This window comes from Geodermatophilus sp. URMC 61 (assembly GCF_052931555.1).
The window spans coordinates 2,529,691-2,547,143 of sequence record NZ_JBRFHZ010000002.1; the positions used below are offsets into that span (position 1 = coordinate 2,529,691).

Genomic DNA, 17,453 nt, shown 5'->3' on the forward strand with positions numbered 1-17,453 from the left:
GCCGGGTGATGGGTGTATGGCTGGTGCGTGAGCGGTCGGGGGACCGATTTCTTCATCAGTCACGCCGGCCGGGACACCGGGTGGGCGGAGTGGCTGGCCTGGCAGCTGCAGCAGGCCGGCCGCAGCGTTGAGCTGGATGTGTGGGACCGGCCACCGATCCACCGACCTCCGATCGGAAGGACACGCGGAACGCCGCGACCACCATGAGCACCGGCACCGACTCCACGGCGACCACCGAGCCCACCCCCGACGACGGCGTCTCACTCTTCCTCGTCGTCCTGACCTACACGCAGCCCCTGGAGCAGATCGAGGCCTTGCTGCCCGAGCATCGCCGCTGGCTGGACGAGCACTACGCCCGCGGCACCTTCCTCGCCTCGGGACCACGGGTCCCCCGCGACGGCGGGGTCATCCTGGCTCGCGGCCACCACCGAGCCGACCTCGAGGCCCTGACCCGGACCGACCCGTTCGCCCGGGCACGGGCAGCGACCTACGACCTGATCGAGTTCCGCCCCAATCGGGGACCGTTCGCTGCCTCGCTGCTCGCCGGCGGAACTCCCGGCAGCACCGATCCGCACGGGCCCTTGCCGACCGCGCAGCCGACATCGAGGACGTGAGGCCCGGTCTGCACCGCCCCCGGCGGCGGCCTGCCGGGCCACCCCGTCGCGGTGCAGCCGGAGCGCCGCGGTCCGCCTCCGGAGGCACCGCCGTGGGCACGGGGTGGCCGGACCGACACCAACTGGACGCGGTCCCGCGCTTGACATCGCATGGGGCGGAGCATGTGATGCGCGTCACAGGTTTCGCAGAACTCCCCGACCGCAGGGAGGCGCCATGACCGACCGGACCGCACCGGCGCAGCCTGGCGAGACCTGGACCGCCGCCGACCGTCGCCGCACTCGCAAGGCTGCGCTCGCCGGTGGCGTCGGCACTCTCATCGAGTACTACGACTTCAGCCTCTACGGCTATCTGGCGGTGATCATCGCACCGCTGTTCTTCCCCAGCGACGATCCGGTGACCTCGCTGCTCTCGGCACTGGCCGTGTTCGGTACGGCCTACCTCATCCGTCCGCTCGGCGGCATCGTCTTCGGACACGTGGGGGACAGGTACGGACGCAAGCGGGCGCTGCTGGCCACGCTGGTCTGCATGGGTGTGGGCAGCACGCTGATGGGTGTCCTGCCCACCCATGCCCAGGTGGGGGTGTGGGCGACGGTCCTGCTGGTCCTGGTCCGGCTCCTCCAGGGCTTCTCGGCAGGCGGTGAGGTCGGCGGCTCGGCCACCTTCATCTCCGAGTCGACGCCGCGGCACCTCAAGGCGACCTACGGGGCCTTCACCCCGCTGGGCTCGACCGGGGGGTTCGCCCTGGCGGCTGCGGTGGCGGGGATCACCACCGGTCTGACCACCGACGCGCAGATGGACTCCTGGGGCTGGCGGATCCCCTTCCTCCTCGCCCTCCCGCTGACGCTGTTCTGCCTCTGGGCCCGGACGCGGGTGGAGGAGACGCACGACGCCGAGGACGTGCACGAGGAGCACTCACCGGTCGGCTACGTCTTCCGTAGGCAACCCAAGGCGCTCCTCCAGGCCAGTGCGATCAGCGCCGCCACCAATGGAACCGCCTACATCGGGCTGACCTACCTGAGCATCCATCTAATCCAGCGGCTGGGGTACGACGCGGCACCCGTCTACTGGGTCGCGACCGCCGCCATCGGCATCTCCGCCCTCTGCATGCCACTGGGCGGTCTGCTCGGTGACCGCATCGGGAGGGTGCGGCTCGCGGAGATCGGGTTCATCGGTTACATCCTGTTGACCTATCCCATGATGGCGCTGATGGACGACGGCCTGGGCGTCGCGTTCCTGGCCTACCTGCTCATCATGATCAACACGGTGGGTGCGCAGGTGGGTGCCTACACCGTGCTGCCGCTGCTGTTCGACAAGGCCTCGCGCTACACCGGTGTCGCGATGGGCTGGAACCTCGGTGTGATCGTCGCCGGCGGGACGGCGCCCTACCTCGCGGTGTGGCTCATCGAACGCACGGGCAACGAACTGGCGCCGGCCTTCTTCGTCATCGTCGTGGCCCTGATCGGCCTGGCCGCCCTCTTCTCGATCCGGAGGGGTTCCCTGCACCGGGTCGAGGGGATCCATGAGCTCGACGAGGCGCAGGCCATCGAGCACCTCTGACCGGCCGGTCGAGGCGGACCACGTCATCGCTGCGCCGCCGGAGCCCGCCCATGGCAGCTCGTCCCCCAGTCACATCCCAGGGGTTCGCCGCGGTCCACGGATGCGCCCTCGGCACGGGCAGCAGCCTCCGACGTTCGTCGGCCTCAGGTCCGATCCCCGCGGTCCGGAGCGCGTTGCCGTGCCGGCTGCCGGAGGTACGCCGAGTCGGCTCCGGAGCCTCGCAGCGGCGGTGGGTGCCTCCTCGTAGGACTGCGTGACACGTCGGTGATGGATCGGTGACGGGTGGCCCGCTGCACTGCAGCAGTGATGTCCTCCGTCGCCGTGAACGGGAGCCCCCGCCGGTTCGGCGGCGAGGCCGGGTACGCCTGGCTGCGCGTCCGAGTCTCGACTCCGGACCCGGGTCCGCACAGAGAGGCGCAGGCCCTTCACCGCTGGGAGAGATCGACATCCCCGCGGTTCCGATCCGCCACACCGCTCCATGGAGGTCCCATGCCCACCTTCCACATCACCGTCCACGGGGCCGATCGCGAGGCCATGGCCGACCTGGTGCGCGTCCATGGCGTACGGGTCCTCCCACAGACCCTGGATGAGGGAGGACCCGAGCCCCGGGTCGACGCCCTGGCCGATGAGCCCACCATCCAGCGCCTGACCGACGCCGGCTACCGGGTGGAGCGGCACGAGGACGTCGACGAGGCCGCCCAGGAGGACCTCGGGCAGGTCGGACAGGGCAATCGGTTCGCCACGGACCTGGCCGCGGCGATGCAGGCAAGGGGAGATCGGTCGTGAGCTACCTCAACGTCGCCGAGGTCGAGACCGCGCTGGCGCTGACCGCCCGGCCGGAGAACGCCGCCTTCACCCAGTTGACCACCCTCCCCTATCGGACGTGGGAGGGGCGGACCTGCTCCGCCCTGCGGATCGGCGCGGGGCAGAACGCACGCGCCGGCGTCTACCTGCTCGGCGGGGTGCACGCCCGCGAGTGGGGCAGCCCCGACATCCTGATCAACTTCGTGCAGCTGCTGACCGACGCCTACCGAACCGGCACCGGCATCACCCAGGGCGGCGCGAGCGTCAGCGCCGACGAGGTCCAGCGCATCGTGACCACCCTGGACGTGGTCGTCTTCCCCCAGGCCAACCCGGACGGCCGACACCACTCCATGACCCTGGACCCGATGTGGCGCAAGAACCGCCGCCCCGCGGAACCTGGGCAGCCGGCGTGCCCGGGCGGCGGCGGGAACGGCCCCGGCGTCGACCTCAACCGCAACTACGACTTCCTCTGGGACTTCCCCACCGCGTTCAGCCCGCAGGCACCCGTGGCCACCTCCACCGACCCCTGCGACGAGGTCTACCGCGGACCGGGCGTGGTCTCCGAACCGGAGACCGCCAACGTCACCTGGCTGCTCGACCAGTTCCCGTCGGTGACCCACTTCATCGACGTCCACTCCTTCGGCGAGCTGATCCTTTACAACTGGGGCGACGACGACGACCAGACCACCGATCCGTCGATGAACTTCCACAACCCCGACTACGACGGCCACCGCGGCATTCCCGACAGCTCCACCGGTGGGGACCCGCACAAGTACCGGGAATACCTGCCGACTGCCGATCTGGGCGAGGCGATCTCCCTGGGCACGGTCATGCGCGATGCCATCCAGACGGCACACGGCCGGCAGTACACCGTGAAGAGCGCCGTCGGGCTCTATCCCACGTCAGGAACCTCCGACGACTGGGCCTACTCGCGCAGCTTCCTGGACTCCACCACCGGCAGGGCGCTGGGCTTCACGATCGAATGGGGGCCCCAGCGGGCGTCGATCCCCAAGAGCTTCCACCCCGACTACGCGGACATGGTGCCCATCATCGAGGAGATCACCGCTGCGTTCCTGGCCTTCTGCTCCGCCGTCGCCAGCCGCACCGCCGACCTGCACCAGGCTGACCGCACCACGGCCGTGCCCGGACAGCGGTCGCACGCCGACACGACGACGAACAGCGCGAGCCCACGCGGATAGCAGGAGGCCCGCAGGGACATCGGATGCGGCATCGGCGGCTCCGTGAGCAGGTAGCGGCGCGGCCAGACGCCGCGTCACGGCCGTTCGTCGGTGGTCGGCCGCGGCCGTCGTACTGGTCGCGCCGACGACGACTGCACCACGCTCCCGGCCCCGGTCCTGGGCGCTGACCCCGATCCCGGGACAGCAACAGCAAGGAACGAGACGCGGAGCGCACCGGCGGGCGGGATGGTGAGGATCGGTACCTGCAACCTGGAGAACCCGTTCCTGCCGGGGCCCCGGGCGGCCCGACCACCGAGGAGGGCCACCAGCCGAGCTCGCCGCCCGGGCCGAGACCATCTCTGCCCTGCCCCCGACGTGCTCGCCGTGCAGCAGGGGGGCGACCCGGTCGCGCCGGACGACCTCGCCAAGGCCGTCGGCGGCTGTCCGCACACCGCCACCGCCGATCCCGACGGCCGCGGCGAGGACATCCTGCAGCGCTGGCGCCGGGTCCTCGGCCCAGGCCACCGATCACGCGGTACCCAGCGCAGGAGGACGGCAGCGGCCACCACGTGTCCGGTCGCGACAGTGCTTGCGACCGCCGGGACGTCCGATGTGAACGTGGGCCTACGGAACTCGTGCGCCTCGCCGCGGGAACGGTGGGTCCCCTGCTACGGCTCCGGCCGTGGCCCACGACCGGACGGATCACCGCACCGCCTTCGGTCCCTGTCGACGGGCCGGGGACGGGAGTACTTTCCGCGGTCCCACGGGGGCGACAGGGGGACGAACCAGGGCACGACGGAGTGGGGACGATGACCAGTAGCACCGGACGTTCCGGGATCCCGAACTGGCTGTCTGCCTACGTCGACGCGTGGAACAGCCACGATCCGGCGAAGGTGCTGGCCTGCATGACCGAGGACGTCGTCTTCGACGACAAGGGGCTCGGCGAACGCCTGGAGGGCACGGAGGCGGTGCGGGCCATGCTCGCTGACCTGACGGAGAGCATGTCCAGCGACTACCGCCTCGACCTGGGCGACCTCGTCGTCGGCGCGGATGACCTGTGGGCCGCGGAGTGGACGATGTCGGGCACGAATGACCGAGAGGACAAGGCACGCGGCCTGCCCAACACCGGTCGCCCGTTCCGGATCCAGGGGCTGTCGATCGGACGGCTGCGTGACGGAAAGGTCGCCGAGGAGCGCCTGTACTGGAACATGGCCGACTACCTGACCCAGGTCGGCCTGATGCCGGAGGCTCCGGCGCCGGCCACCCGGTGACGGGACGGGTTCGGCGGCGGAGCCGTCGAGCGTGGGGCGTCCGTGGCAGCCTGCCCGCCACTTGACGCGGGACGTCGCAGGCGACCGAGCAGTCGCGATCCTCGCGGGCGCCCGGATCGCGATGCGCGGGACCGCAGAGCGTCGCAGCGGAGGCCGAGGCGGCCTGACCTCATCGCCTGCGTCCCGTGCGCGGCCACCGAGGTACTGCTGGTACGACCGCCCGGACAGCTGCGACACCGTTCCGGCGGACGCACGCGCCTCGTCGTGGGACCGGTGAGTCCGTCGGCGCTGCGGTTGACCTGCGCATCTCTCCGGCGCTCGAGGCTCCGCCGCCGGGCATCGCGTACGGCCGGTGATGGGTGCGGGGCTGTTGCGTGAGCGGTCAGGGGACCGAGTTCTTCCTCAGCCATGCCGGTCGGGACACCGGGTGGGCGGAGTGGCTACCTGGCAGCTGCAGCAGGCCGGATACAGCATGCATCCACCCGGACCTGACCGGCCTGGGCGAGGTCGCGACGGCGGCAAGGGAGCCGAGACGCTGATCAGCAGGACCACGGCGACCCGACGTGGGCACCGGCCAGGTCCGAGCTGGTCGGGGTAACCGACCGGCCGCGACGCGGCGCCCGCCTCGTCGACCGCCGGGGTGACGGTCTCCTGTACGGCGTCGGGGACCGAGCGGGGCACCAGGGGCGCTCCCGCGGCCGTGAGCGCATCCACTCGGTCCGGCTGGTGAGCGTGGGCCGGTGAGGCGCTCACCGACCCACGAGACCTGCCGCGGCAGCGCCCTCTCCGTCCCCTACCGCAATCGGGGTCGGCGGGAGGAGGAGGGTGAACACCGGCGGTGCCGCGCGCGTCAGGTCCAGGCGGCCCTGCTCGGCCTCGGCGAGGCGGCGGGCCAGGCCCAGGCCGATGCCGTGCCCGTCGTGCCGGTCGGCCGGCTGGGTGAAGAGGAGCCCGGGGGTCTCGCGCACGCCGGGTCCCTCGTCGCAGACGTCGACGGCCACCGCACCGCTGGCCTCCCGCACGGCAACGGTGACGGTGCCGCGGCCGTGCACGGTGGCGTTGTCCACCAGGACGGCGAGGACCTGCCGGACCGCGGCCGCCGACGCGTGCGGATCCGGTGCCCTCGGGTCGATCCGGACCTCCAGGTCGCGGCCCGCGAGGGCCAGCCTGGCCTCCCACTCCGGCGACAGCTCGCCGAGCAGCGCCTCGAGGTCGATCCGGTGGGCCCGTCCGGCCTGCCCGGCGCGGGCCAGGGTCAACAGCTCCTCGATGATCGCCTCCAGGCGGTCGGCATCGATCAGACTGGCGGCGATCGCAGGCCGGGGATCCTGGTCGGTGCGCTCGAGGGCGGCCTCCAGGCGCAGGCGCAGGCCGGCCAGGGGCGTCCGCAGCTGGTGGGAGGCATCGGCGGAGAACCCCCGTTCGCGGGCGAGCAGGTCATCCAGGCGGATGGCGGTGGCGTCGAGGGCGGCCCCGACCGCGTCGATCTCCGCGATCCCGCCCCGGCGGGTGCGGACGCTGAAGTCTCCGTCGCCGAGCCTGCGGGCGCGCCTCTCCAGATCCTCCAGGGGCTCCGCCAGGCGGCGAGCCTGCCAACGCCCCACGAGCCAGGCCACGGTCACCGCCGCGACCGCCAGCCCGGCCATCGCGGCCCAGACGAGGGCGATCTCCGCGACCACATCGCTGCGTGCCTCGGTGACCAGCACAGCACCGATCACGTCCTCGCCATGGGTGACCGGCACGGCCGCAACCAGGAGACCGACATCGGTCCCCGACCCCACTGCGCCGTCCAGCGCTCGGTCCAGGACGTCGACGTCACGATCGGGCGCGGTTCCGGCCAGCCGGTGGCCACCCTCCCCGAACACGGCCGCGGTGACGTCTTCGCCGTCGTCCCCGACGTCGGTGAGCTCGTCCGGGTCGATCGGTGAGCCCGCCTCCAACTCGTCCGCGACGTCGATGGCGACCTCGATGGCCACCCGCACCAGATGGCCGCGCTCCTTGCCCAGGAGGCGATCCAGCACCGCGACGCCGAGCGGCACCGCGAACAGGGACGTGGCGAGCACGGAGGCCAGGACGGCGAGCGTGATCATCCGAGTGCGCACGAGCGTCCCCTCCGTTCCGCCGCCGCTGCCCACGGTTCGCCGGCGAGGCGCCAGGCAGCAGCCGCCCCACCCGGCGCGGTCACCGCGTCTGCGAGCCGTTCAGGGCGCAGGCGCGCGTCGGATGGTCCCGCACCAGCGGGTGCGACAGCGGGTGCCGGGGTAAGCAGCGCGCAAACTATGGCAAATAGTTGGTAAAGCCCTGAGGCAGCGGCTCCAGCGGACTCCGACGCTACTAACTTGCTTCGTCGTGACCGCCGCCCTCGCCCGCGGCCGTGCCCTCCCGCGATCAGCTCTCCCACGCCACTCCAGGGACCTGCCCCACCGGGTTGTCGGCCTCGACGTCGCCCGTGCCCTGGCCGTGTTCGGCATGCTCGGTGCCCATGTCGGCGCCGTCCCCGACGACGTGGGGGTCGCGCCGTCGACCTGGCTCGGTGTCGTCAACGGCCGGTCGTCGATCCTCTTCGCGGTCCTGGCCGGGATCTCGGTGGCGCTGCTGTCCGGGCGCCCCGCTCCGGTCGGCGGCGACGACCTGGTCCGCGCCCGGGTCCGGATCCTCGTCCGGGCCGCGTGGGTGTTCGCCATCGGCGGCGCGCTGGAGGCCCTCGGCACCGGCATCGACGTCATCCTCGGCGTCTACGCCGTCTTGTTCGTGCTCGCCCTGCCGTTCCTGCGCTGGCCGCCCCGCCGGCTGCTCCTCGCGGCCGGAGTGCTCGCGGTGCTCACCCCTCCGGCGGAACTGCTCCTGACCCAGCTCGTCGTGGCCACCGACGCCTACGACACGCCGTTCGTCTCCCTGGCGGTGACCGGGGCCTACCCGGCGCTGATCTGGTGGACGTTCATCCTGGTCGGCCTGGCCGTGGGGCGCTGCGAGCTGACCTCGACGAGAGTGCGGGCGACGCTGCTGGCCGCCGGTGCGGGTCTGGCCGTCGCCGGGTACGGCGGCGGCTGGCTGACGACGCAGTGGTTCGCGGCCGGCCGTCCCGTGACCTGGCCGGCCGAGGACACCTACCGCCCCGAGCAGTCGGACCCCGTCCTGCTGACCGGAGCCTTCCCGCACAGCGGCACGACGTTCGAGGTCGTCGGCTCCGTCGGCGTCGCCCTGGTCGTCATCGCCGTCTGCCTGGTGGTGGCCGACCGCCTCCCGACGCTCCTCTTCCCGCTCGCGGCCGTGGGGTCGATGGCACTCACCGCCTACGCCGGCGGGATCGTCGCCGCCTGGGTCACCGGTGCCCCTGACTACGCCACCAACCGGGCCTGGCTGGTCTACGTCCTGACCACCATCGCCGCCGCCACGGTCTGGCGCCTCCTCCTGGGCCGGGGACCGATGGAGCGACTCCTGACGTGGAGCTCCCAGCGAGCGGCCGGACGAGGAGCGCCCGTGCCGTCGACGCGGAGCGCCCACAGCACCGAGGCCGACCGAGCCGACACGCTCGGCCGTCGGGCCGTCGGCGATCCAGGCCGGAACGCGGCCATCCGAATAGGGGCGGGTGATCCGCTCCATCCACAGGCAGGGGCTCGGAGCACATCGTGACAACCACCACTCTCGTCGTCGGGATCGTCATTGCCGCGTTGATCGTCCTCAGCGGCTTTCTGTTGTGGCTCGAGGGCAGACGGCGGCGGTAGTGCCACCGGATCGGCCTCTCGGGGATCGACCGGTCGTCAGGAGTGCGAGCCCTGCGTCGATGCGACGAAGGCACAGGAGCGGGACGGTGGAGCGACACGCCGCTCGCGCCGGCGCCGGCCAGGTGTCGCCACCCTGACGTGAGGACGCCCACCAGCCCTCATCCGCCGTCTTCCACGAACCTGCTTAGTAGTAAGTTGCTCGCATGGTCGCTCGGCCGTGGTCGCCGGTGCCGAGGCGCCGCACGATCCGCGTGCTCGTCGTCGACGACCACCCGATGGCCCGGGGGGCGCTGGTCGACATGGTGGCCTCGACAGCAGGTCTGGCCCTGGTCGGTACGGCCGCCGACGGACACGAAGTGGTCGCGCTCGCTCACCGCGTCGAGCCAGACGTCGTTCTCATGGACGTGAACATGCCGGTCATGTCGGGCCTCGAGGCCACCCGGCAGCTCCTCGAGGCACGACCCGGTACACGCGTGCTGCTGTTCAGCGCCGAGGTCCGACGGGACACCGTGCGGGCAGCACGCGAGGCCGGCGCGGCCGGCTTCGTGCGCAAGGGCTGCCGAGAGAACGAGTTCGTCCGGGCCATCCGCAGGGTCATGGCCGGCCTGCCCGTGTGGCCGCCCCCTCATCCCTGAGCCGGTGTCCGCGACCTCCCGCCACCTGACACCGCCCCCGCGCTGGTCCGGGCGCGATCGGAGGACTCCACGCCCGCGACCGCCCCTGCCCCCACCGAGCACCTGCAGCGGCGAGGCGCCGCCCACGGGCGTCCAGGTGACACCTCCGTCGGTCGAGCGCAGGAGCCCCGGGCTCGGTCCTGTGAGGCCCTCAGGGCCGGTCGGGGACGCCGCCGAGGCCGCCGGCGGAGCCGGGATCTGGAACACTTCCCAGGCTCCCGTGGCTCCCGACGCCGATCGATTCCTGTTACACGGAGCAGGACCGTGATCCACCCGCCGGGTCCGGGAGCCGCGGGACCGCGGGACGATCCCTGGTCATCCCGCACAGCAGGACGGAGGAGCGGTCATGCCACACCTGGGCCCGCTGGAGGCAGCCGTGATGGACGTCCTCTGGTCCGCGAACGGCTCGCTGACCGTGCGCGAGGTCCTCGACCGGATGCCCGGACAGCGGGCGCTCGCGTACACCACCGTCATGACGGTGCTGACCAACCTGCACCGGAAGGACATGGTCCAGCGCGAACCAGCCGGGCGCGCGTTCAGGTACCGCCCGTCCGTGTCCCGCGAGGAGGCAGCCGCCGCCTCACTGCGCGAGGTCCTCGAGGCGTCGAGCGACCCACGGTCGGTCCTCATGTACTTCGCGCAGACCGCCTCCGAGGAGGAGTCGACCATCCTCCGGGACGGGCTGGCCCGGCGCCCGAGGCCACAGTCGTGACCGCACTGGCCGCCCTCCTCGCCGCCATCACGGTCGTCGGCCTCCTCGGCCACCGTCCCCTGCTGTGGGCGGGCGACCGGCGCGTCGACCCCACCGTCCTGCTGACCGGCTGGGTCCTGTCCACCGTCGGCCTGGTCGCCGCGACGCTGGCGACGCTGACCCTGCTGATCGTGCCGCCGCACGAGCACCGCTCAACCGGCCTCGTCCGACTCGCCGAGGACTGCCTGGCGGCCCTCGCCTCGGGATCCCTGCCCGGCCAGCGGGAGACGATGGCGACCATCGGCATCGCCGCCGCCATCGCCGTCCTCACCCGACTCGGGTGGGCGACGCGAGCGCGAGTCCGAGCCAGGCGGAAGCGAGCGCCCCACCTCAAGCAGTTGCGTCTCCTCGCCGGCCAGGCAGCGCCCGACGAGCCGCTGTGGATCCGCGACGACCGCCCGCTGGCGTTGTCCCTGGGTGGCCGCCCCGGCGTCATCATCATGAGCGACACGCTGCGCCGGGAGCTGCCTCCCGCAGCGGTCGCCGCGGCATTGGAACACGAACGAGCACACCTCCGCGGCCGCCACCACCTGCTGATGGCAATCGCGCAGACGCTCGCCACCGCCCTCCCGATGTGCCCGCTGCTCCGTCGCGCCCCGTCCGCGGTCGAGGACCTCGTGGAGTTCGCCGCCGACGCCCGAGCCGCCCGTCACTGCGGGCCCGCCGCCGTCCGGGAGGCCCTGTGCCGGCTGGCCGGACAGCCGGCACCGGCACTGGGCCTGCCGATGGCCGGTCGCCTGGTCCAGGTGCGACTGGCGCGGTTGAGCTCGGGGCCCGTCGGCGGCGGGCCGACGGCCCGGGCAGCCGGCTGTCTGACCGTGGCCCTGGCGGCTCTGCTGCTGCCGGTCGCCGCCGGCCTCTCCGCCTTCAACGTCATGGGTTGCCTGGTGGACTGACCCGCTGCACGTGCCCGACCGACCGACGGCCCACCTGCTCAACGGCAGAGCCGGCGACGTGTGGTGGGCCGGATCCCGGGCCGGGTCACGTCCGTCCCTCGGACGGCTGCGGGTCGCGGCGGGTCTCGCGCCGCGCCGGGTCGCGGGCGAGCACGGCCCGGCGGGCGCGGTCGGCCGGTATCGCCACCAGGCGCTCCAGCGGTCCCTGCCCCCTCCACCGGTGCCACAGGACGGCGAACACCAGCGCGCCGATCACCAGGCCCAGCCACAGTGCGAGGAGGTGGTCGGTGGAGACGACGGCCAGCACGACCGCGTGGGCGGCGTAGACGGTCAGGGTCATCGACCCGGCCAGCGCCACCGGCCGCAGCAGGCGCTGGGCCACCGGCAGCCGGCAGAGCAGCAGCACCGCGCCGAGCACCGCGATCGCCGAGCCCAGGGTGCCGAGCATGTCCAGCGGCGTGCCCGAGTGGTGGGTCCGCAGGGCCAGCCACCACCAGGAGTCCACCGGATCCCCGTCCCAGATCAGCTCGGTCGGGGTCGTTCCCGGATCGGAGGCGGCGAGCAGGGCCTGCAGGCCTCCCAGACGCGACACCAGCAGCCCCGAGACCGACCAGGCGGCCACGGCCAGCGCCACTCCGCCGACGAGCAGCCGCCGGGCGACCGTGGCGGAGGACAGGTCCAGCCGCCCGATGGCCAGCCCGACACAGATGTAGGCCATGTAGGTGACGGCCGGAAAGGTGCCGGTAAGCAGCACCAGCAGGAGCAGGTCCCCCGGAGCGGTGACCGGGGAGGCGAGTGTCGGCAGCGGGTCGAAGGGGTCCTCCAGGCCCAGGTGGTGCGCGGCCATCAGGACCAGCGGGCCGAGCACCACCAGCGCGGCGGCGATGCCGACCAGGGTGCGCGGGCGCAGGCCGATCAGCGGGATCGCCAGCAGGAAGAACATGCCGTAGAAGGTCAGGATCATCCCGACCGTCTCGGGGGAGACGTAGCCCAGGGCCAGGCCCAGGACGCCGATCAGCGCCGCCCGGACGGCGATGTTCGCCCGGGCGGCCCGCCGGGCGGTGCCCTGCACCGGGCGGCGGCCGCCGGAGATGAAGGCCAGGCTGATGCCGGCCACCATCACGAACAGCGTCGCGGCCCGGCCGGTGGCCGTCATCCCGGTCAGGGTCAGCCGGCCGTCGTCATCGATCACCTCCCAGACGTTGGTCGCGAGCATGGCCAGCAGGGCGATCCCGCGGGTGACGTCGACGCCCAGGAACCGGTTCTTCACGGGCGCGGTGGCTGCGGTCGGGTTCCTCACGGGCGCGGTGGCGGCGGTCGGGGCGAGCGCCGCGCCGGCGGTCATCGTGGGCGCGACAGCCATCAGGCACCGCCCGTCGCGAGCAGGAGCGGCGCAGCCCCTCGACGCGTGCACGACCTCACAGCGTGCCCTCTCCGACCGGGTGAGCCGGACTCCTCGGTCATGGTGGGGAGCATGGACGGGTGCCAGGGCATGTCGTTTCCTCCGTCGTTGGTGGCTGCGCGACCTCCCCATGCAGAGTCGGCTCCGGACCGGCCCCGTACGTCGTTTGCCAACTTCTTACCGAGTCCGCACACCGCGCCGCGGAGCCCTCGCGTCCTGGCGCCGACCGGTCGGTGCCGCGGCTGCCAGCTCCCGCCCGCCCCGGGAGCGGCGACGGGGATCCGGCTGAGGGTTGAGGTTGAGGTTGCCGCTGTCGTCTCGTCTGATCCTGACCACCCCGCAGGAGACGCGGACGGCTCAGCCCGTGCGGGTCCGGCCGATCAGCGACGACGAGGGCAACCGGCTGCTGCGCATCGTGCGCCGCGGCACCGGCTCGGTGAACTGGGAACTGCATGTCAGGAGTCGCCTACGGCCGCGGAACGGGGGCAGGGCCTCGTGCGTACCCGGATCATCGGCGTGGCCGTGCTGGCCTCCGCCAGGTCACCGAGGTGCCCGCCGGGCGCGAACCGCGGGCGGCCCCGGTGTGTGCTGCGCCGTCCTGCGGACCCCTCCGGGCCCGCAGCACGAGCCCCGCGTCAGACGATGAGCACCGCGGCTACCGCCAGCCGTCACCGCCAGGCCCACCGCAGACCGGACAGCAGTCCCGACGGACCGGCACCGCAGCGGTCCGAAGGGGCGTGGCACGGATCTCCGGAGCCCGGGGCGCACGCCGCGCCGGCCCCCGGCCGCCGAGGCCATCGGGGCACCGGCCGACAGGCGTGCTCCATCGCGGTGTCCGGTTGCCCCCGGAGGCCTCCCCGCTCCAGGCGTGGCTCCTCGACCAGGGGGCGCGGCCGGATGGTGTCCCCGCGAGGGCCGACGCTGTCCGCTGACCGGCCACCGCCAGGAGAACGCTGACGACGGCGGCGAGCTCCTCCGCCGTCGGTCGGCCCTTCGTCACCGAGATCAGGGGTGGCCGGGCGGAGGGTTCCCCCATCACAGCGGCACGTTCCCGTGCTTGCGGTGCGGCCGGAGCGGGCGCTTCGTGCGCAGGAAGGACAAGGACCGGATCAGGACCGACCGGGTGGACCGCGGGTCGATCACGTCATCCACGAGGCCGCGCTCGGCGGCGACGTAGGGCGTCATGAGTCGGTCGGTGTACTCGGCCACCAACTCCGACAGCCGACCCTGCGGATCCGGCGCAGCCGCGATCTCCTTGCGGAAGATGATGCTGGCGGCGGCGTCGGCGCCCATCACCGCGACCTCGTTGGACGGCCAGGCGAAGGACAGGTCGGCGCCGATGGACTTGGAGTCCATGACGATGTACGCCCCGCCGTAGGCCTTGCGGAGGATCACCTGGATCCGCGGCACGCTCGCGTCGCAGTAGGCGTAGAGCAGCTTGGCGCCCCGCCGGATGATCCCCGCGTGCTCCTGGTCCGAGCCGGGGAGGAAACCCGGGACGTCGACCAGGGTCACCAGCGGGATGTTGAACGCATCGCAGGTGCGCACGAAGCGGGCGGCCTTCTCGGCAGCGTCGATGTCCAGGACACCGGCGAGCACCGACGGCTGGTTGGCCACGATCCCCACGACCTGTCCGCCGAGCCGGGACAGGGCACACACGACGTTGCGGGCCCATCGCTCGTGGAGCTCCAGGAACTCGCCGTCGTCCACGATCTCGGCGACCACGTCCCGGACGTCGTAGGACCGGTTCGGCTCGACCGGCACCAGATCGAGCAGCGCCTCGCAGTCGCGATCGGGAGGATCCGCCGAGACGACGGACGGCGGCTCCTCCTCGTTGTTGGAGGGCAGGAAGGACAGCAGGTACCGCGCGTCGTCGAGACACCCGGCCTCGTCCTCGGCGGTGAAGGTGGCCACGCCGGTGCGGGTGGCGTGGATGGCCGCCCCGCCGAGCTGTTCGGGGGTGATCCGCTCACCGGTCACCGCGGCGACCACGTCCGGCCCGGTGATGAACATCCGCGCCTCGTCCTGCACGGCGAAGACGAAGTCGGTCAGGGCCGGCGAGTACACGGCCCCGCCGGCGCACGCGCCGAAGACGATCGACAGCTGCGGGACGACGCCCGAGATCCGCACGTTGCGGCGGAAGATGCCGCCGAACCCGGCCAGTGCATCGATGCCCTCCTGGATCCGGGCACCGCCACCCTCGTTCAGCCCGATGATCGGCACTCCCATGGACTCGGCCAGGTCCATGATCTTGTGGATCTTCGCCGCGAAGACCTCGCCCAGCGCACCCCCGAAGATCCGCGGGTCGTGCGCGAAGACGCAGACCCGCCGGCCGTGGACGGTCCCCCATCCGGTGACGACCCCGTCGGTGTCCGGTCGCCGGTGCTCCATGCCGAAGCCGGTCGCCCGGTGTCGGGCGAAGGGCTCCGTCTCGACGAAGGAGCCGTCGTCGAGCAGGAGGGCGATCCGCTCCCTGGCCGTCAGCTTGCCTCGAGCACGCAGGCGGGCCGTGGCGTCGCCATCGTGCCCGTCCACCGCCTGACGTCGACGCTCGGCCACGCGCGCAGCCGCCTCCCGGAGACCCCCGGGCGACGCCGGCCGCGACGCACCAGGATGGCCCTGGATCCGTCGGCCGGGGGCCGACGCGTCGATCCGCGCCTCGCGCGCCACGGTGAGTTGGCCCCTGCGGTGCACATGGCGCAGGCCGGTGTCCTCGTTCGTCCTCGCAGCGCCGGACGGGTCCGTTCTCATTGCTCTCCCTCTGCGGGTACCCGGTCTGCTGGACCGTTCGCCGGACGGCGGCTCACACGCCGGACGTCACCTGCTTGTTGACCAGTGCCACGAGTTCTCCGGGAGTGCTGCACTGGAGCGCCTCCCGGAGCAGGGGGACACGGCAACGCCGTTCCAGTTCCGCGACGACGTCCTCGAACTCGGCCGACGCGAGGCCCAGGCAGTTGGTGTCGTGGGGTGCTCCTCCGGTGGCCGTCCCAGGGGTCGATCCGGATCCGCGGCCCGGCCCGCACACGGCGTCCACCACGTCGGTCAGCTCGTCGTGGGTCAGCACACCTGGGGGGACGTCGAGCACGGTGGACGAGCGAGGGCTGCCCCGTCGTGCGAGGACCCCGCGTTGCTGGGGAGCCCGTGGTCGCGGTGCGCCGGCCCCCCTTCGGTCTCGCTCCACGTGCTGCCGCGCGTCCAGTACCGGGTGGCCGTCGACGGGGGGATCCCCAGGGACACGCGCCGGTGGTGGAGTCGGCTGCGTCGCAGGGCGGTCACCGCGCCCGTTCGGCGCAGAGCCGCGGGACACGTCGCCGACCGGCCCCGTCAGGACCCGCAGCAGCTCGCAGGCAGCAGCGCTCGACTCGTCCTCGGACAGGAGCGGCCTGACCCTCATGAGGGCAGTCGCCGCTGACCTCAGCTCGGACACCGACCCGAGCGGCCCGACGCGCGCGACGTTCGCGGCGATCATCCGGAGGACCGGGGTGAGCACCTCCAGCTCTCCGGGGGCGCAACCCACGAGCACGGTGTCCGGGACGCCTCCGGAGAGGCCGGTGAACCACGCCTCCACGGTCTTGAGGCCCAGCGCAGCCAGACGCTCGGCGGCCGAGAGGACGAACGTGGCACCGGTGGCGGAGGCGGCCACGACGAAGCCGCCGTCGCGCAGGGTCTCACCGACTCCACCGCAGTCGAACAGCACCTCCTCCACGGCGGTCTCGTCGGGCACGTGCACGAAGACCACGTCGGCCGGCTCGGCCGCGTCCGCCGGGATCCGCGCAGGTGTCGCTCCCGCCGGGGTCATCGTCGCGACCGTCCAGGGATCGGGGTCGTGCGCGGTGACCTCGAGTCCCTGATCGAGCAACCGGCGAGCGACGGTGCCGCCCACAGGGTCCAGACCGATGACACCAACACTGCTGACGAGCACCATGCCCCCTCTTGCGTCCGCGGTGGGTCGTCGGGGTCCGTGTCGCTGGTGCCCGACGCCGTCGCAGATGCAGAGGGCATCCGCGGCGGCCCTGATACGGGTGGCGCGCGAAGAGGATCGACGAGCGCCACCTGCAGGCTCGCCAGCGGACCAGGCACACCGCTCAGGCGTCCGTGGTGCGCGACCAGCTCGACGGAGACAGGCCCCCTGCGGGCACAGGCTCGTAGCAGGACCCCGTCCTCCTCACCGTGCGAGGACCCGTCCTCCCCACCCCTCGGGGAAGGACTGCGTCCCCTCACCGCTCGCGGGCTCGCAACCAGGGCCTGGGCGAGGCCGACCCGGGACGGGGCGCGGTGAGCCTCTGGACGGGGCCGGCGGGGCGCTGACGCCGCCGTTCCGGAGTGTCACCACGACGGCCCCGACCCGATCCGGGTCGGGGCCGTCGTGGTGACGGGGTGGTTGCGGCCACGTGTCCCGAGTGGCGGGACGGTATCGGCTGCATCTCGGGATGGTCACGATCTCACCCTGATGAGCCGGTGGATCGGTGTACGCCGTCACGCGCCGGGTAGACGGCGTAGCGTGGGGGTTGTCAAGACAGCAGCGGACCCACCAGCCGGATGACGACCGGCGCACGAGAACGACGAAGACACGATCCGAC

At 72.6% G+C, this 17,453-nt stretch carries 15 protein-coding genes; 10 read left to right on the plus strand and 5 right to left on the minus strand.

Annotated elements, in window-relative coordinates; all coding sequences use genetic code 11:
- Positions 1-27 precede the first annotated feature (27 nt).
- From ACU610_RS11660 to ACU610_RS11685, 6 genes are all read left to right on the plus strand, one after another.
- Complete coding sequence (locus ACU610_RS11660; RefSeq protein ID WP_446767875.1) at positions 28-207, plus strand: toll/interleukin-1 receptor domain-containing protein; 180 nt, start codon at positions 28-30, stop codon at positions 205-207.
- A complete protein-coding gene (locus tag ACU610_RS11665; protein ID WP_446767876.1) occupies positions 204-614 on the plus strand; it encodes a YciI family protein in 411 nt (136 codons plus the stop codon). The genes ACU610_RS11660 and ACU610_RS11665 overlap by 4 nt, the downstream gene beginning before the upstream one ends.
- Positions 615-828: 214 nt before the next feature.
- Positions 829-2,172 (plus strand): MFS transporter, encoded by a 1,344-nt coding sequence (locus ACU610_RS11670; RefSeq protein WP_446767877.1) that lies wholly within the window; start codon positions 829-831, stop codon positions 2,170-2,172.
- A gap of 489 nt (positions 2,173-2,661) precedes the next feature.
- Positions 2,662-2,958 (plus strand): hypothetical protein, encoded by a 297-nt coding sequence (locus ACU610_RS11675; RefSeq protein ID WP_446767878.1) that lies wholly within the window; start codon positions 2,662-2,664, stop codon positions 2,956-2,958.
- Positions 2,955-4,175 (plus strand): M14 family metallopeptidase, encoded by a 1,221-nt coding sequence (locus tag ACU610_RS11680; protein ID WP_446767879.1) that lies wholly within the window; start codon positions 2,955-2,957, stop codon positions 4,173-4,175. The genes ACU610_RS11675 and ACU610_RS11680 overlap by 4 nt, the downstream gene beginning before the upstream one ends.
- Positions 4,176-4,963: 788 nt before the next feature.
- A complete protein-coding gene (locus tag ACU610_RS11685; protein ID WP_446767880.1) occupies positions 4,964-5,425 on the plus strand; it encodes an ester cyclase in 462 nt (153 codons plus the stop codon).
- A gap of 749 nt (positions 5,426-6,174) precedes the next feature.
- Here the strand turns inward: ACU610_RS11685 and ACU610_RS11690 are convergent.
- Complete coding sequence (locus ACU610_RS11690; protein WP_446767881.1) at positions 6,175-7,527, minus strand: sensor histidine kinase; 1,353 nt, start codon at positions 7,525-7,527, stop codon at positions 6,175-6,177.
- Positions 7,528-7,774: 247 nt separating this feature from the next.
- Between ACU610_RS11690 and ACU610_RS11695 the strand changes: the two genes are divergently transcribed.
- From ACU610_RS11695 to ACU610_RS11710, 4 genes are all read left to right on the plus strand, one after another.
- Complete coding sequence (locus ACU610_RS11695; RefSeq protein ID WP_446767882.1) at positions 7,775-9,058, plus strand: heparan-alpha-glucosaminide N-acetyltransferase domain-containing protein; 1,284 nt, start codon at positions 7,775-7,777, stop codon at positions 9,056-9,058.
- A 295-nt stretch (positions 9,059-9,353) separates the two neighbouring features.
- On the plus strand, positions 9,354-9,785 hold the full coding sequence (locus ACU610_RS11700) for a response regulator (RefSeq protein ID WP_446767883.1): 432 nt from the start codon (positions 9,354-9,356) through the stop codon (positions 9,783-9,785).
- 385 nt (positions 9,786-10,170) lie between these two features.
- Entirely contained in the window at positions 10,171-10,536 is a 366-nt protein-coding gene (locus ACU610_RS11705) for a BlaI/MecI/CopY family transcriptional regulator (protein WP_446767884.1), read from the plus strand.
- Complete coding sequence (locus ACU610_RS11710; protein WP_446767885.1) at positions 10,533-11,471, plus strand: M56 family metallopeptidase; 939 nt, start codon at positions 10,533-10,535, stop codon at positions 11,469-11,471. The genes ACU610_RS11705 and ACU610_RS11710 overlap by 4 nt, the downstream gene beginning before the upstream one ends.
- Before the next feature lie 85 nt (positions 11,472-11,556).
- Here the strand turns inward: ACU610_RS11710 and ACU610_RS11715 are convergent, their stop codons facing one another.
- The 4 genes from ACU610_RS11715 to ACU610_RS11730 form a co-directional block, all read right to left on the minus strand.
- Positions 11,557-12,834 carry a DUF418 domain-containing protein gene (locus tag ACU610_RS11715; protein ID WP_446767886.1) on the minus strand — a complete coding sequence of 426 codons (1,278 nt, stop codon included), beginning with the start codon at positions 12,832-12,834 and terminating at the stop codon, positions 11,557-11,559.
- A 694-nt stretch (positions 12,835-13,528) separates the two neighbouring features.
- On the minus strand, positions 13,529-13,909 hold the full coding sequence (locus ACU610_RS11720) for an acyl-CoA carboxylase subunit epsilon (protein ID WP_446767887.1): 381 nt from the start codon (positions 13,907-13,909) through the stop codon (positions 13,529-13,531).
- Entirely contained in the window at positions 13,909-15,408 is a 1,500-nt protein-coding gene (locus ACU610_RS11725; RefSeq protein WP_446767888.1) for an acyl-CoA carboxylase subunit beta, read from the minus strand. The genes ACU610_RS11720 and ACU610_RS11725 overlap by 1 nt, the downstream gene beginning before the upstream one ends.
- A 268-nt stretch (positions 15,409-15,676) precedes the next feature.
- Entirely contained in the window at positions 15,677-16,798 is a 1,122-nt protein-coding gene (locus tag ACU610_RS11730; RefSeq protein WP_446767889.1) for an NAD(P)-binding domain-containing protein, read from the minus strand.
- Positions 16,799-17,453 lie beyond the last annotated feature (655 nt).

What these genes read in the sequence shown, in the direction of transcription:
- ACU610_RS11665 (WP_446767876.1), top strand. Translation starts at nt 204, where the DNA reads ATGAGCACCGGCACCGACTCCACGGCGACCACCGAGCCCACCCCCGAC.
- ACU610_RS11670 (WP_446767877.1), top strand. Translation starts at nt 829, where the DNA reads ATGACCGACCGGACCGCACCGGCGCAGCCTGGCGAGACCTGGACCGCC.
- ACU610_RS11675 (WP_446767878.1), top strand. Translation starts at nt 2,662, where the DNA reads ATGCCCACCTTCCACATCACCGTCCACGGGGCCGATCGCGAGGCCATG.
- ACU610_RS11685 (WP_446767880.1), top strand. Translation starts at nt 4,964, where the DNA reads ATGACCAGTAGCACCGGACGTTCCGGGATCCCGAACTGGCTGTCTGCC.
- ACU610_RS11700 (WP_446767883.1), top strand. Translation starts at nt 9,354, where the DNA reads ATGGTCGCTCGGCCGTGGTCGCCGGTGCCGAGGCGCCGCACGATCCGC.
- ACU610_RS11705 (WP_446767884.1), top strand. Translation starts at nt 10,171, where the DNA reads ATGCCACACCTGGGCCCGCTGGAGGCAGCCGTGATGGACGTCCTCTGG.
- ACU610_RS11715 (WP_446767886.1), bottom strand. Translation starts at nt 12,834, where the DNA reads ATGGCTGTCGCGCCCACGATGACCGCCGGCGCGGCGCTCGCCCCGACC.
- ACU610_RS11720 (WP_446767887.1), bottom strand. Translation starts at nt 13,909, where the DNA reads ATGGGGGAACCCTCCGCCCGGCCACCCCTGATCTCGGTGACGAAGGGC.
- ACU610_RS11730 (WP_446767889.1), bottom strand. Translation starts at nt 16,798, where the DNA reads ATGGTGCTCGTCAGCAGTGTTGGTGTCATCGGTCTGGACCCTGTGGGC.